At 70.9% G+C, this 14,451-nt stretch carries 13 protein-coding genes; all 13 read left to right on the top strand.

Annotation, left to right across the window (positions count from 1 at the left end; translation table 11 throughout):
* Positions 1 to 2,646 (top strand): aminopeptidase N, encoded by a 2,646-nt coding sequence (pepN, locus tag BM242_RS03445; protein ID WP_093837056.1) that lies wholly within the window; start codon positions 1 to 3, stop codon positions 2,644 to 2,646.
* 173 nt (positions 2,647 to 2,819) lie between these two features.
* Positions 2,820 to 3,875: a hypothetical protein gene (locus BM242_RS03440; RefSeq protein ID WP_093837055.1), complete on the top strand. Its 1,056-nt coding sequence runs from the start codon at positions 2,820 to 2,822 to the stop codon at positions 3,873 to 3,875.
* A gap of 284 nt (positions 3,876 to 4,159) precedes the next feature.
* The gene (locus BM242_RS03435) at positions 4,160 to 7,531 is read left to right on the top strand and encodes a S8 family serine peptidase (protein WP_425443799.1); all 3,372 of its coding nucleotides are present in this window, start codon (positions 4,160 to 4,162) and stop codon (positions 7,529 to 7,531) included.
* Positions 7,532 to 7,707: 176 nt separating this feature from the next.
* Positions 7,708 to 7,944 (top strand): Scr1 family TA system antitoxin-like transcriptional regulator, encoded by a 237-nt coding sequence (locus BM242_RS03430; protein WP_342746935.1) that lies wholly within the window; start codon positions 7,708 to 7,710, stop codon positions 7,942 to 7,944.
* Between the two features lie 2 nt (positions 7,945 to 7,946).
* Positions 7,947 to 8,129, top strand: coding sequence for a DUF397 domain-containing protein (locus tag BM242_RS03425; RefSeq protein ID WP_093837331.1), 183 nt, complete (start codon positions 7,947 to 7,949; stop codon positions 8,127 to 8,129).
* A 267-nt stretch (positions 8,130 to 8,396) separates the two neighbouring features.
* Positions 8,397 to 9,176: a DUF6879 family protein gene (locus BM242_RS03420; RefSeq protein ID WP_093837053.1), complete on the top strand. Its 780-nt coding sequence runs from the start codon at positions 8,397 to 8,399 to the stop codon at positions 9,174 to 9,176.
* A gap of 122 nt (positions 9,177 to 9,298) precedes the next feature.
* Positions 9,299 to 10,141 (top strand): helix-turn-helix domain-containing protein, encoded by an 843-nt coding sequence (locus tag BM242_RS03415; protein WP_093837052.1) that lies wholly within the window; start codon positions 9,299 to 9,301, stop codon positions 10,139 to 10,141.
* 84 nt (positions 10,142 to 10,225) lie between these two features.
* Complete coding sequence (locus BM242_RS03410; protein ID WP_093837051.1) at positions 10,226 to 10,507, top strand: hypothetical protein; 282 nt, start codon at positions 10,226 to 10,228, stop codon at positions 10,505 to 10,507.
* Positions 10,508 to 10,640: 133 nt separating this feature from the next.
* Positions 10,641 to 10,781: a hypothetical protein gene (locus BM242_RS29165; protein WP_175541231.1), complete on the top strand. Its 141-nt coding sequence runs from the start codon at positions 10,641 to 10,643 to the stop codon at positions 10,779 to 10,781.
* Positions 10,782 to 10,859: 78 nt separating this feature from the next.
* On the top strand, positions 10,860 to 11,306 hold the full coding sequence (locus BM242_RS03405; RefSeq protein ID WP_093837050.1) for a hypothetical protein: 447 nt from the start codon (positions 10,860 to 10,862) through the stop codon (positions 11,304 to 11,306).
* 451 nt (positions 11,307 to 11,757) lie between these two features.
* The gene (locus tag BM242_RS03400; protein WP_093837049.1) at positions 11,758 to 12,588 is read left to right on the top strand and encodes a hypothetical protein; all 831 of its coding nucleotides are present in this window, start codon (positions 11,758 to 11,760) and stop codon (positions 12,586 to 12,588) included.
* Positions 12,589 to 12,925: 337 nt separating this feature from the next.
* Positions 12,926 to 13,561: a DUF4956 domain-containing protein gene (locus BM242_RS03395; RefSeq protein ID WP_093837048.1), complete on the top strand. Its 636-nt coding sequence runs from the start codon at positions 12,926 to 12,928 to the stop codon at positions 13,559 to 13,561.
* Positions 13,562 to 13,596: 35 nt separating this feature from the next.
* Complete coding sequence (locus BM242_RS03390; protein ID WP_093837047.1) at positions 13,597 to 14,433, top strand: polyphosphate polymerase domain-containing protein; 837 nt, start codon at positions 13,597 to 13,599, stop codon at positions 14,431 to 14,433.
* Positions 14,434 to 14,451: the final 18 nt, after the last annotated feature.

The raw sequence follows: 14,451 nt of genomic DNA, 5'->3' as shown, positions 1-14,451 counted from the left end.
GTGCCCGGAGAGAACCTGACCCGTGACGAGGCCCGCGAGCGAGCCCGGCTGCTCACCGTGCACGGGTACGAGGTGGCGCTCGACCTGCGGTCCGCCACCGACGCTCCCCCCGCCTCCGGCCCGCGCACCTTCCGCTCCACCACGACCATCCGGTTCGGCTGCGCGGAGCCGGGCGCGTCGAGCTTCGCCGACCTGCTGGCCCCGCACGTCCACTCCATCACGCTCAACGGCGGCCCGCTCCCCGTGGACCGGGTCTTCGACGGCTCCCGGATCGCCCTGCCGGCGCTGGCCGAGGAGAACGAACTCGTGGTGGACGCGCGCTGCGCCTACAGCCGCACGGGCGAGGGCCTGCACCACTTCGTGGACCCGGAGGACGGCGAGACCTACCTCTACACCCAGTACGAACCGGCGGACGCACGACGGGTCTTCGCCAACTTCGAACAGCCGGACCTGAAGGCTCCGTTCCGCTTCCGGGTCACCGCGCCGGCCCACTGGACGGTGCTCAGCAACGGCGCCCAGGAGGGCGAGCCGGAGCCGCTGCCCGGCCCGGAGGGCACCGTGGGCGCGCACGCCACCTGGCGGTTCGCCGCCACCCGCCCCATCTCCACCTACATCACCGCGGTGGTGGCCGGCCCCTACCACTACGAGCGCGACCACTACACCCGCCGGCTGCCGGACGGCACCGCGCTGGAGATCCCGCTGGGCGCGCTCTGCCGCCGCGGCCTGGCCAAGCACTTCGACGCGGACGAGATCTTCACCGTCACCAAGCAGGGGCTGGACTTCTTCCACGAGCACTTCGGCTACCCCTACCCCTTCGGCAAGTACGACCAGGCGTTCGTGCCGGAGTACAACATCGGCGCGATGGAGAACCCGGGCTGCGTGACCTTCCGCGAGGAGTACGTCTTCCGGGGCCGCACCACCCGGGCCGCCTACCAGGGCCGGGCCAACACCCTGCTGCACGAGATGGCCCACATGTGGTTCGGCGACCTGGTCACCATGGAGTGGTGGGACGACCTGTGGCTCAAGGAATCCTTCGCGGACTTCATGGGCGCCTTCTCGCTGGTCGGGGCCACCCGCTTCACCGAGGGCTGGATCACTTTCGCGAACCGGCGCAAGGCCTGGGCCTACCGGGCCGACCAGCTTCCCTCCACGCACCCGGTGACCGCGGACATCCGCGACCTCCAGGACGCCAAGCTGAACTTCGACGGCATCACCTACGCAAAGGGCGCCTCGGTGCTCAAGCAGCTCGTGGCCTACGCCGGCCAGGAGGCGTTCCTGGAGGGCGCCCGCCGCTACTTCCAGCGCCACGCCTACGGCAACACCACGCTCAAGGACCTGCTCCAGGTGCTGGAGGAGACCTCCGGGCGGGACATGAGCGGCTGGGCACGGGCCTGGCTGCAGACCGCCGGGGTCAACGCCCTGACCCCGCAGGCGGTCTGCGGCCCGGACGGCCGGATCAGCGAACTGGCCGTCACCCAGGAGGCCCCGGTCTTCGACGGGCCCAACCCGCCGCGCGCCGAGACCGATGTGCTGCGCCCGCACCGGGTGGCCATCGGCCTGTACCGGCGCGACCCGGAGCGCGGCGCGCTGGTGCGGTACGCCCAGGCGGAGGCGGACGTCACCGGCGAGCGCACGGTGGTGCCCGCGCTCGCCGGCCGGCCCCGGCCGGATCTGATCCTGGTCAACGACGACGATCTGACCTACTGCAAGGCCCGGTTCGACGAACGCTCGCTGGCCACCCTGCGCGGCCATCTGGGCGAGATCGCCGATCCGCTGGCCCGCGCGCTGTGCTGGTCGGCGCTGTGGAACATGACCCGGGACGCGATCATGCCGGCCCGCGACTTCCTCACCCTGGTGCGGGACTTCGGCGGCGCGGAGACCGAGATCGGGGTGCTCCAGATGGTGCACGCCTGGGCGCGCTCGGCGCTGGAGCACTACGCCGCCCCCGGGCGGCGGCCGGCCGAGGCGGTGGCGCTGGCCGGGGCGGCGCTGACCGAACTGCGGGCCGCCGTGCCGGGCAGTGACCACCAGCTCGCCTGGGCGCGGTTCTTCGCCGACTGCGCGGTGTCCGACGCCGACTTCCGGCTGCTCCAGGACCTGCTGGACGGCGGCGCCCGGATCGACGGCCTGGAGGTGGACCAGGAACTGCGCTGGACGTTCCTGCTGCCGCTGGCCGCCCACGGGCGGGCGGACGAGCGGCGGCTGGCCGCCGAACTGGCCCGCGACGACACCGCCTCCGGCACCCGGCACCAGGTGCGCTGCCTGGCGGCCCGGCCCTCCGCGGAGGTCAAGGCCCGGGCCTGGGCCGAGGTGGTGGAGTCGGACAAGCTCTCCAACGCGCTGACCGAGGCGACGATCGACGGCTTCGCCCGGCCCGGCCAGGCCGGGCTGCTGGCGCCCTACGCGCCGCGCTACTTCGAGGCGCTGGAGCGGATCTGGCGGGAGCGCTCGATCGAGATCGGCATGGCCGTGGTGCGGGGGCTGTTCCCGATGGCGGGGGCGGACGCGGCCACCCTGGCCGCCACCGACGGCTGGCTGGCCGGCCACCCCGGCGCGGCCCCGGCCCTGCGCCGCCTGGTCCTGGAGTCCCGCGACGACCTGGCCCGCGCCCTGCGCGCCCAGACCCACGACACCGCCCCCGCCTGAACCACGGGCCCCCGCACCGCGCCCCCGCCGCGGAGCCACGCGGCGGGGGCGGAGCCACGCGGCAGCCGTTATCGGCATCCGAACGAGTGTGCTTTAGTGCTGTCTTGTCCCGCTTTGTCGACGGAACCGTAACAAAGGTTGGGAGCGGCGGCGGAGACGGGAATCGGGGCGGCATGAGCAACAACACCCCACACACCCCGCACACCCCGCACACCCCCGGCTCCCCTCTCCCCCCGCACCCCGTGCCGCTGCGGCTGCTGGACAACGCCCGGCACCGCGTGCTGACCGTCCGCGAACTGCGCCGGCACGGCATCGCTCCCGCCGAGACCAGCGCCCGCTGCCGCCCCGGCGGCCCCTGGCAGATGCCCATGCCGGGGGTCTGCCTGCTGCACTCCGGCCGCCCCAGCGGCGAGGAACTGCTCCAGGCCGCGCTGCGCTGGACCGGCGGCCGGGAGGGCGAGACCATGGTGACCGGCCTGGCCGCGCTCGCCCTGCACGGCTTCACCACCGCTCCCCCGCTCGCCGCCCTGGACCGGATGGACATCCTGGTGCCGCGCACCCGGCGGCTGCGCTCCACCGGCTGCGCCCGCATCGTCCGTTCGCACCACCTTCCCCGGCCCCAGCGGCGGGACGGCTTCCCGGTCGCCCCCGTCGCGCGCGCACTGGCCGACGCCGTGGGCCGCACCCCCGATCCCGCCGCGGTGCGCAGCCTGCTGACCGAGGCCGTGCGGGAGGGCCACTGCGGACCCGCCGCCCTGGTACGGGAACTGGACCGCGCCCGGCTGCTGTCCCGGCGCCCGGTGCGCGCGGTCGTGGAGGTGCTGATGGCCGAGGGCCGGGCGCCGGCCGAGGAGCGGCTGATCCGGCTGGTGCGCGCCGCCGGGCTGCCCGAGCCGTTCTGGAACGTCGATCTGCGGCTGCCCGAGGGCCCGTTCCTGGGCGGGGTGGACGCCTACTGGCCGCAGGAGGCGGTCGCCGTGGAGATCGATTCCCGTGCGCACGGCCCGGACGGCGGCCCCGACGACGGCCGGCACCACTACGCCCGCAAGCGGGCGATGCTGGGGCGGGCCGGCATCATCCTGGTGCATCTGACGCCGCGCATGCTGCGCGATGCCGCCGGGCAGCAGGCCGAGGTGGTGCGGGCCGCGCTGCTGGGCCGGTACGGCGGGGGCGGCGGGCCGGACGGGGACTGGCAACCGCCCGTCCATGTGGTGGTGCTGCCCCGGTAGCCCGGCGGCCCCTCCCCAAGACCGGCGGCACCGGGTACTCGGAGATTCGAGGACTCGGGGACTCGGGGGGGCGCGGGTAACGAATCGGCGGCTGCGGTGATGGCGGGCGGTGGTCCGGGGTAAGGATCGTGGCGCACCCAATGACCGATTCACCCGGTTGTGGAGCCACGGAACATCCGCACATTCGGCAGAAATCCGTCAACTTTCTTCCAACGCCCCACAACTACAGCGCAGTTCCGTATGATTACCGGCCATCCTGTCCCGGATACCGAACAAGGATGGTCATGACACGGATAAAGCCGTCAGCATCCTCCCCCGTGCCCCCCGGGCATGGGAGGTACCCCCGCCTCCCCCGGGCAAGACGCCGGCTGTCCCGCGCCGCGTTCGCGGCGGGCGTCGCCGTCGCACTGGCAGCCACCGGTGCCGTCCCGGCCTTCGCCGCCGCCGAGGAGACCCCTCAGCCGGCGCTGGACAAGCCCGCGGAGGAGGAGAAGTACACCGCCGCCGACCTCAGCCTGATCAAGGCGGCCGAGGAGGCCGGTGACCCCCACGTCACCCTGCTCATCGCCGCGGAACCCGGCGAGACCGGCGACGTCGCCAAGGACCTGGACGCCGTCGCCGGGACCTCGATCGGCTACACCGAGGACTCGGTGGGCTATGTGCGGGCCAACGTCACCACCGCCGAGGCCAAGAAGCTGCTGGACAAGGCCAGCGGCAACTCCGACGTCTTCGCCATCGACGTCAGCGAGATGATCGAGGTGCCCGACCCGATCCCCGGTCTGGTCGGCACCGACCGGCACGGCAAGAAGCAGGACGGCGGCGGCGACTACACCGGCCCGGACGCCGACACCCCGGCCGACAACCCCTACATGCCGACCAATGAGATCGGCACCGTCGACTTCATCGACCGGCACCCCTCGGCGGACGGCCGCGGCATCACCATCGGCGTGATCGACACCGGCGTCGATCTCTTCCACCCCGCGCTCCAGGAGACCACCACCGGAGAGCGCAAGATCGTCGACTGGGTCACCGCCACCGACCCGATCTTCGACGGCGACCTGACCTGGCGTCCCATGGTGAGCGAGGTGTCCGGCGGCACCGTCACCTACGCCGGACGGGAGTACACCGTCCCCGAGGGCGACTACTACCTCAACGTCTTCCGGGAGTCCGCCACCGCCGGCGGCGACATGAACGGCGACATGAACCTGGACGGTGACACCACCGACTTCTGGGGCCTGCTCTACGACCCGGCGGCCGGCTCCGTCACCGTCGACATCAACAACAACGGCGACTTCTCCGACGACGAGGCCATGACCCCGTACGCGGACGACTACGACGTCGCCACCTTCGGCGAGGACGACCCGGCGACCGACATCGTCGAGGAGATCCCGTTCGTCGTGGAGATCCGCAAGGACGTGCCCATGGACCCCTACGGCGGTTCCTGGGTCGGACAGAAGCGGGACTTCGTCAACATCGGCGTGATCGACAACTACCACGGCACCCATGTGGCGGGCATCACCGCGGGCCACAGCCTGTTCGGCGGGGAAATGCAGGGCGCGGCACCCGGCGCCCAGATCGTCTCCTCGCGCGCCTGCATCTTCGGCTCCGGCTGCTCCTCCTACGCGCTGACCGAGGGCATGATCGACCTGGTGGTCAACCGCGGCGTGGACGTGGTGAACATGTCGATCGGCGGCCTGCCGGTGCTCAACGACGGCAACAACGCCCGGGCCCGGCTCTACACCGAACTGATCGACACCTACGGCGTGCAGCTCGTGATCTCGGCCGGCAACGAGGGCCCGGGCATCAACACCATCGGTGACCCGGCCCTGGCGGACAAGGTGCTGGCGGTGGGCGCCGGGGTCTCCAAGGAAACCTGGGAGGCCAACTACGGCTCGGTGGTCGACGTCGACTACGCCCTCTTCCCGTTCTCCTCGCGCGGCCCGCGCGCGGACGGCGACTTCCAGCCGGACATCGTGGCGCCGGGCGCGGCCATCTCGGCCATCCCGATGTGGCAGGAGGGTTCGCCGGTGCCGCAGGCCGGCTACGAGCTGCCGCCCGGCTACGGCATGGCCAACGGCACCTCGATGTCCTCGCCGCAGGCGGCGGGCGCGGTGGCACTGCTGCTGTCCGCGGCCGAGCGCTACGGCCTGGACGTCACCCCGGCGGAGCTGCGCACCGCCATCGCCTCCTCGGCCAAGCGCATCAAGGGCGAGCAGGCGTATGAGCAGGGCGGCGGCCTGATGAACACCCCGGGCGCCTGGTACCGGCTGTGGATCAGCGAGGTGCTGCGGGTCACGCCGTACGAGTACCAGGTGCAGGCCCCGGTGGACCATGTGCTCTCCGAGTTCCTGGCCACCCCGCACACCGGCACCGGCATCTACGACCGGGAGACCGCGCCGGGCGTGGGCGAGTCGGAGACCTACGAGGTCACCTTCACCCGCACCACCGGCCCCGACTACCCCGTCTACCACCCGGTCTCCCTGACCAACAACGCGGGCAAGACCTTCTCGGTGGCCGGCCCCAAGGGCGTCTGGCTGTCCAAGAACAAGCCCGCCACGGTCAAGATCAAGGCCAGGCCGAAGTCCACCGGCGTGCACTCCGCCCTGATCGAGCTGCGGGATCTGCGCACCGGCGGCAAGGCGCTCCAGACGCTGGCCACCATCGTGGTGCCGGTGGACCTGGACTCGCCGGACTTCGCCGCGCAGTTCAGCGACTCGGTCAAGCGCAACAACCCGGAGCCGTACTACGTGCGGGTGCCGGAGGGCGCGGGCACGCTGGAGGTCGCCATGAGCGGCCTGGCGGAGGGCAGCCAGGCCCGCTGGCTGGCCAACAACCCGTACGGCTACCCGGTCGACAACACGCAGGTCTTCTCCTGTTACAACAACTACGAGGACCCGCGGAACACCTGCCGGCCGGACGTGCGCTCCTACGACAACCCGATACCGGGTGTCTGGGAGCTGAACGTGGACGCCCGCCGCACCTCGCCGTACCTGGACCAGCCGTACACCCTGGACGCCACCGTCTACGGGGCCACCTTCGACCCGGCCGAGACCGTCGTCGAGGACGCCCCGGTCGGCGAGGAGATCCCGCTGTCCTGGGAGATCGCCAACCACTTCGCCCCGGTGACGGGCACGGTGGACGGCGGTGACCTGGGCTCGGTGCTCAATGCCCGGCCCACGGTCGGCGACAACGAGTATGTGATCGTGGACGAGGTCGTGCTGGACGACTCCGTCTCGTTCTTCGAGGTGGAGATCACCAACCCGGCCGACACCGGCGCCGACCTGGACCTGTACGTCTACCGGGACGGCGAACTGGTCGACCAGTCCACGTCCGCCACCTCGGACGAGTACATCTCCTTCACCGACCCCGAACCGGGCACCTACACGGTCGAGGTCCACGGCTGGAGCGTCCCGGAGGGCAGCACCGAGTACGACTTCTCGGACGGGTACTACAGCCCGGTCTTCGGCTCGGTGAGCGCGGAGGGCAGCATCAGCCTCGGCAACGGCGAATCCGGCGCCCTGAGCGCCGGCCTCACCCTGGCCGCCGGCACCGAACTGCCCGAGGGCCGCGACCTGTTCGCCTCGATCAAGCTGCGCAACGAGCGAGGCACCGCCGCCGGCAGCGGCGACGTCCTCATCACCAGCATCGCCCAGTAATCCCGTCCCCACTACCCAGACGGCCCGGCCCCCGCGCGCTCTACGCGCAGCAGGCCGGGCCGTCCGGCCTTTCGCCTTCCGGGGAGGAAGCAGCGGCCTCACTCTCCGGGATTCGCCGGACGTACACCTCAAGGGACATCCCCGCTCCGGCGGCCCGGCTCGCCAGCACCCGGAGTGTGTCCGCCGCCACCCCGTCCACACGAATCCCAGCCCTACCGGTGTTATGCCACACGGCTGCCGTCGCTCACGGCACCGTTCAACTCGACCAGTCGCACGGTACGGTATTCATCGATGCGGAGGCGCAACTGCGCAAATACCGCGCGCTCCTGGACCGGATGGAACAAGTGGCCCTGAGCCCCGAGCGGTCCCGCGCCTTCATCTCGGATGTCGCGGACGACCTGAGAAGGGCATGACCATGGGCAGCACGGACTGGCAGACCTCCTCCTACTGCCAAGAGGGCAACTCCTGCGTCCAGGCGGGAACCACGGGCCGAGTCATACGCCTGCGCGAGAGCGCCGTCCCCGAGACCGTCCTCACCACCACCCCCGGCCGTCTTTCCGCCCTGCTCACCGCCATCAAGACCAACCGGCTGCCCTGAACAGACGCCCTCCGGGCAAGGTCCAGGACTCTCGGGGTCGGGCTCGTCAGAGACCCCGCAGAGGTTCTGCCGCCTGCCAGCCCCGAGATACGGCCCAGCACCATACTGTCCCCACAAGCGCTCTCCAGGAGCAACTGCCGCTCCTGCCGCGGTGAAGACCGGCCCCCCGGGTGGCTGGCGAATATTCGAGAATCACGCCCTGCACGGCACGCTGCGTAGTGCAGCATTGGCGCTGAGTACCAACCAGAGACGAAAGGGCAATCAGTCATGCGGCTGCGCTTCACCGGCTCGAACTCCGGCAAGAACGGATGTCCTGCCTTCTACGAGGATGTTGACTCGGACCGGATCGTCGTCCAGGGCGATGCGATCTCGGACCACGAGTCGATCGCTCAGCTCCGTAGCCTGGAGCCCGGCGAAGCGGCGGTCGCCGTCCCCCGCGCGGTCTTCGCCGACTTCGCCCCCAAGGATGTGCTGCGGTCTCCCAACTTCGTCAGCTTCGACGAGTTCGAGAGCATGTTCACCGACTTCCAGCACACCGCGTGGCGCCTGGAGACCCGCCGGCGGTACCGCTCGGATGAAGAGAGCGAGGACTACCGGCGGTTCCTGGCCGGTGAGGACATCCTGCTCGACCCTGACGATCCCTGGTGCGCTTCCCGCCGGGAGCAGTCCGCCCTCGGCAAACGGTTCGAACGGGTACGGATCGTCGACGAGCCGCCGACGATGGGCCAGCTCTACCTGTTGAAGAACGCGCGCCGCAACTCCGAAGTCGGTGAGGACATCCGAAACCTGTGGCGAGCGGACGCCAACCGGCTGACGCTGCCCAACGAGGACTTCTGGCTGTTCGATTCCCGCTGGATCGCCCTGCTGCACTTCGATGACGATGACAACCTGACCGGAGTGGAGATGACCAGCGAACCGCTCCGCGTGCTGAGGGCATGCCAGATCCGCGATGCGGCCTGGCACACTGCTGTCTCCTTCGATGTCTTCGAGGCCGGGATCCCGGCCGAGCACAAGGACACGGCTTCCCTGGGGACGTCGGCACCCTGATCGCATGACGAAGCGCCCGAGAGGTCCCATGGGGAGCGAGGGGATCCACGCTCCCCATGGTCCAGCCCTGCCCAGCGGCACGGCACGGGCGGTGCGGCCTCAGGCGCGGTACCGTCCCACGGGTGACCACTGATTTCCAGCAGGGACGTCGAGCACTCGGTGCGCGGCTGCGCGAGCTGCGCAACCAGGCCGGTATCACCGGCCGCGACCTGGCCCAGCGGCTCGGCTGGTCACAGTCAAAGATCAGTAAGCTTGAGACCGGCCGCCAAACAGCCACCGCCGACGATCTGCATGCCTGGACACAGGGAACTGGTCAGCCGGATGCCGTGGAAGAACTGACGGCTCGTCTTCGCGGTCTCGAAACGCATACCCGTTCATGGCGGCGGCAACTGGCGGCGGGACACCGAGCAGTTCAGGAAACTCTCAACGCTGAGGAATCATCCACCACCCGGTTTCTCGGCTGGGAGGGTGCCATGGTGGTCGGAGTCCTCCAGACCCCGGACTACGCGAGAAACATCTTCACGCGCTACGCCACACTTCACCGGTCCCCGAGGGACACCGAGGAAGCGGTACGGGCGCGGATACAGCGCCAGGAACTTCTCCGTGTACCGGGAAAGCAATTCCACATCCTTCAAGGAGAAGCCGCGCTGTACGCCCGGGTATGCCCGCCGGAGGCACTTGCCGCTCAGCTTGACCGTCTGGTCCTTGCGCTCTCGCTTGATGCTGTCTCGCTCGGGATCGTGCCGTTCAACGCGGAACTCGCCGTCCCGCCGGCCAATGCGTTCTGGATTCACGACGATCGACTTGTCATCGTGGAGGACTGGCACGCGGAGTTGTGGCTGGATGACGCGGAAAACGTCAGTCTCTATCTCCGAGTATGGGAGTCGCTGCGCGCATCGGCCGTGTACGGCCCGGAGGCGCACCGACTGCTCGCCCGTGCGAAGCGCAGCCTCGCCCCTCGCTGAGAAATACCGCGAAGCTATGGCCAACCGGGAATAACCGGGAATCATGGCAGCGCACAGCGTGTCCGGCGCTCTACGGTCTGTGTCATGACGACGGAGAGTGAGGCCGCGGCGCGGCAGGCGGAAGTCTTTCTGGCCGGGAAGCGAACGGCGGACAACACGGCGGGACTGCTGCGCGAGGCGCTGCGCGAGCTGGGGATCAGGGCGGGTGAGCCAGAGGGCTGGCCGCAGGTGGAGGGCCGGGCCGCGGTGGACGGCACGCCCTCGGTCTATCTGGGCAGCGTACCGCTGCCGACCGCCCGCAAGCTGTGCGACGCCCTGATCACCGCCTGCCTGGAGGACAGCCGGCGCCGCCACAGCGGCACATGAAGCGGCTTCCGTCCCGCCACACCGACTTGGTGTGGCCCGGCGGGTGCGGCAACACCCGCCGGGCGCGAAGCACACCACGGCCCCGGGGCCGTACCCCGGCACCCCCTTCAGTGCGCCACGAGGTGATCCTGCCATGCCCGCACACCGCTCAACCGGCCCGCTCGTTGTTCTCCATTCCTCCGACGAGCAGGACCAGATGCCCGACACCGACGACACCACCCCGCCGGCCGAGCACCCCGACTGCGGCGACGCAGACGGCTGTGGACGCCGCTGACCTCGACCAACCCACGCCCCCGGCCGACCGTCCCGTCAGCCGGGGCACCCACCCCTGCCCGCCGAAGGCCCACACCCCATGCCACACCACCACGCCTACCTGTGGATCGGCCCCGCCAGGGCCCTGCACAAGGACGGCCCCCGGCGCCCCGCGCAGCCGCCGCTCGACCCCGCCCACCGGGCCGTGTTCGAGGCCGCCGAGGTACCGCCCAACGAGCTGGCCCACTGGCTGCTGCGCCCGGCCCGCCAGATCCGGGCCACCTTCCACGACCCCGAAGAGGCGGCGGCCTGGCTCCACGACGAATTCGCCCCACACCTGCCGAAGCTGCTCCACCCATGGGGCGACGAGCAACAGACCCGGCTCACGCACCTCCGCCGGCGCACCCTCACCGAACTACGGCACGGCCAATGCGCCGTCTGGGGCCACTACCTGACCGGAGAACGCTTCTTCTCCGGCAACCTCATCTCCTGCTCCCCCCATCACAACCAACCGACCCTGCCCTGCCCCCTCACCACAGCAAACTGACAACCCCGAGAACCCACTCCTCAAAAACGGCCCCTGCCCGGCAACAACACGATCCCGCCCTGGAACCAGCCCCTCACAACCGGCCACCAAGCAGCACACGAGGCAGTACAGGAGGGTGGTGGGGCTTCTCCAGGGCCCGTATACGGGTGCGGCTGGAGGGGCGGAGCGGGGCCGGGTCTTCGTTGGTTTCGCCCGGGAGGCGTGGCGGGGGAGGACATCCGGATACCGGACCGGCCGGGCCCCGGGCTGGGGCCGGGGTGGCCGTCAGAGGTTCGTAAGGGGTCGGTAAGGGCTGCGTCATGGCTCTCGCCGGCCCGGCCGTCGAGCATGGGACGGCCGCGGTGGGAGCCGCGGCGTGAACCCGTAGGACCACGGCGAGGAAACCAAGCGCATGGCTTTATTCCGTACAGCCATCGGGCGCAGCGTGGCAGCCGCCGCGAGTGCAGCCCTCATGACCTCAGTCCTTGTTGCCGCCGGTGCACCGGCCCGGGCCGCCTCCGCACCCGTCACCGACCTTGAGACCCTGGCAATCGAGATCACCGGCCTTCCGCTCACCCCCGGCGGGACCATCCCGGCCGGGACTCCGCTGCGCGTGGTGACGCTGGCCACCGCCGATCCCTGGACCGCGGCCGCTGACGGCCGGACGCTCTCCCGCTCGGAAGAGGTGACGGTCCGGGTCGACGGCGTGGTCGTCGCCACGGCGCTGCCCCGCGTCGAGTACGCCCCGCTGGAGACCGATGCCGGGCAGGTTTTCGGCCCCGCCTTCTCCGCGGACGGCAGCACCTATCTGCTTCCGCAGACCGGCACCGACCTCACCGGCATCACCGCCACCGTCGCGTCCACGCAGGTCCGCGACAACAACATCAGCACCATCCAGGCGTTCGCATACGGCCTGCTTCCGGCCGGTGCGGCGGCCCGGAGCGGCGCCTACTACGTCGAGGCGGACGGCCCGGCCGGCACCGCACAGGGCACCGGCACCAGCACGCTCCACGACGCCGACGACATCCGCGGTTCGGCCGACAGCCCGGACGAGGAGATCCTCGGCGGGATCAGCGCCGAGGGCTTCGAGGAGGTGCGGGCCGTCTTCAGGCTGAAGGAGGGCGGCAAGGTCGAGGCTCTCGCCATCCGGCGGTCCTCGTCGTTCTACGGGACCGCCTACCGCTACTACTACATCGAGGCGGCGCCGCTCGCCGCGGCGGGCGTCACCCCGGACGACATCGCCGGGGTGAAGTCCGTACGCCCGGCCGGTCACGGCCTGACCTGGACGGAGCTCGGCTTCTGAGCCCGGTTTCCGTCCGCCGTCCCGGGTCGGATGCCGCTGCGGCACCTCCCCGGGACGGCTTCCGGCAGGTTTTTCCGGAAAGTTTTCGGAGCCGGAAGCCCTGTTTCCGGTCGCCGGGGGCAGGCGCCGGCGCCGGGCCGGGGTGACGCGGCTGAGCTGGGGCGACGGCAAGCGGAGCAGGGGCATGCGCAGTCCCGTGCGAAGGTGAACGGGAGGTGAGTTCGGCCGGAAGTGAGTGGCGGTGTGCATGGTGCGGAACTTAGCGTTTCGGTAACTTCTCGATAAGTTTCCGTTCACCCGCGCGGACCCCCCACTTCACCGAGCGGAAGGACAGCGCATGGCGCAAGTCGCCTTGTTCCTCAGTGATATCGCCGCGGTCAGCCTGCTGGTCTTCGGCGTCTACTACCCCCGGCACCGGCGCCGCGATCTGGTGGTCGCCTGTCTCGGGGTGAACGTCGGTGTGCTGGCGGTGGCCAGTTCGCTGACCGCCGTGGGCGCCAGTACCGGCCTCGGGCTCGGGCTCGCCCTGTTCGGCGTGCTGTCGATCATCCGGCTCCGCTCCACCGAGCTGGAGCAGCACGAAGTCGCCTACTACTTCTCCGCCCTCGCCCTCGGCCTGCTGGGGGCCATGCAGACGGACAACATCTGGCGTTCGCTGGGTCTGATGGTGCTGGTCCTGGCCGTCCTCTACATTGGCGACCATCCCCGGCTGATGCGCCGCTACCGCCGCCAGGTGCTGGTCCTGGACTCGGCGGTCACCGATCACACCTCCCTGGTGGCGCGTCTGGAGCAGACCCTGGGCGCCCGCGTGCACTCCGTCAGCGTGCAGCGGGTGGATCTGGTGAACGACACCACCGTGGTCGATGTGCGCTACCGGCCCCTGCACGGCGTCCGGGCGCAGCACGGCGGCCCGGGGACGCCCCCGCCCCGTCCGCCGCACCCGCCGGCCGCCGCCGTGGCGGGGCGGTCGTGACCGGCCGCCGGCCGGGTGGTGACGCGCTGGAGAGGATGGCGCCGATCGGGCTGGAGGAGCTGATGGCCCGCGCGATGCTCCAGACCCGGATCGACCGCAAGTATGTGCTGCCGCTGTCCGTGCTGCACGCCCTGCTGGAGGAGCTGCCGCCGGACACCCGGGTGCTGGAGATCGACGGCAGGCGCCGTTTCGCCTATCGCTCGCTCTACTTCGACACCCCCGACCTGCGCAGCTTCCACCTCACCGCGCACCGCCGCCGCCGCAGGTTCAAGATCCGCACCCGGGTGTACGAGCAGTCCGGGGAGTGCTGGCTGGAGGTGAAGACCTGCGGCCCGCGCGGCTCCACGGTCAAGCAGCGGCTGCCCTACGACCCGCGTCATCACGCGACCGTGGAGCCCGGGCGGTCCTTCCTGGACGGCGTGCTGGCCGAGCGGCGGATGCCCGGCGAGCCGCCGCCCGAGGGGCTGCGGCTCTCGCCCGTGCTCGGCACCGGCTACCACCGCGCCACGCTCTGTCTCCCGGACACGGACAGCCGGGTCACCATCGACACCGGCCTGCGGTGGCGGGACGGCGAGCAGGAGCTGCTGCTGCCCGGCATGGCCGTGGTGGAGACCAAGACCGGCTCCACGGCCTCCCGGGTGGACCGGCTGCTGTGGCGTGCCCACTACCGGCCCGGGCGGATCTCCAAGTACGCCACCGGCCTGGCCGCGCTGCGCCCGGAGCTTCCCGCCGGGCCGTGGCGGCGGACGCTGCGCCGGGATTTCGCCCGGGCGGTCGTCCGCCGGGTCCCGGCGGCTCCGGGCGCCGCGCCGGCCGCGCCGGCCGCGGTGCAGGCGGCCGGGGAGCCGGTGGTGTCCGCCGTTTTCTCCTGACGAATCGAGGTGCAGTTC

Origin of the sequence: Streptomyces aidingensis (assembly GCF_900112355.1) — a bacterium.
GTDB lineage: Bacteria > Actinomycetota > Actinomycetes > Streptomycetales > Streptomycetaceae > Streptomyces > Streptomyces aidingensis.
Note: the sequence above shows the minus strand (reverse complement) of the source record. Positions and strands in the feature narration are given on the sequence as shown.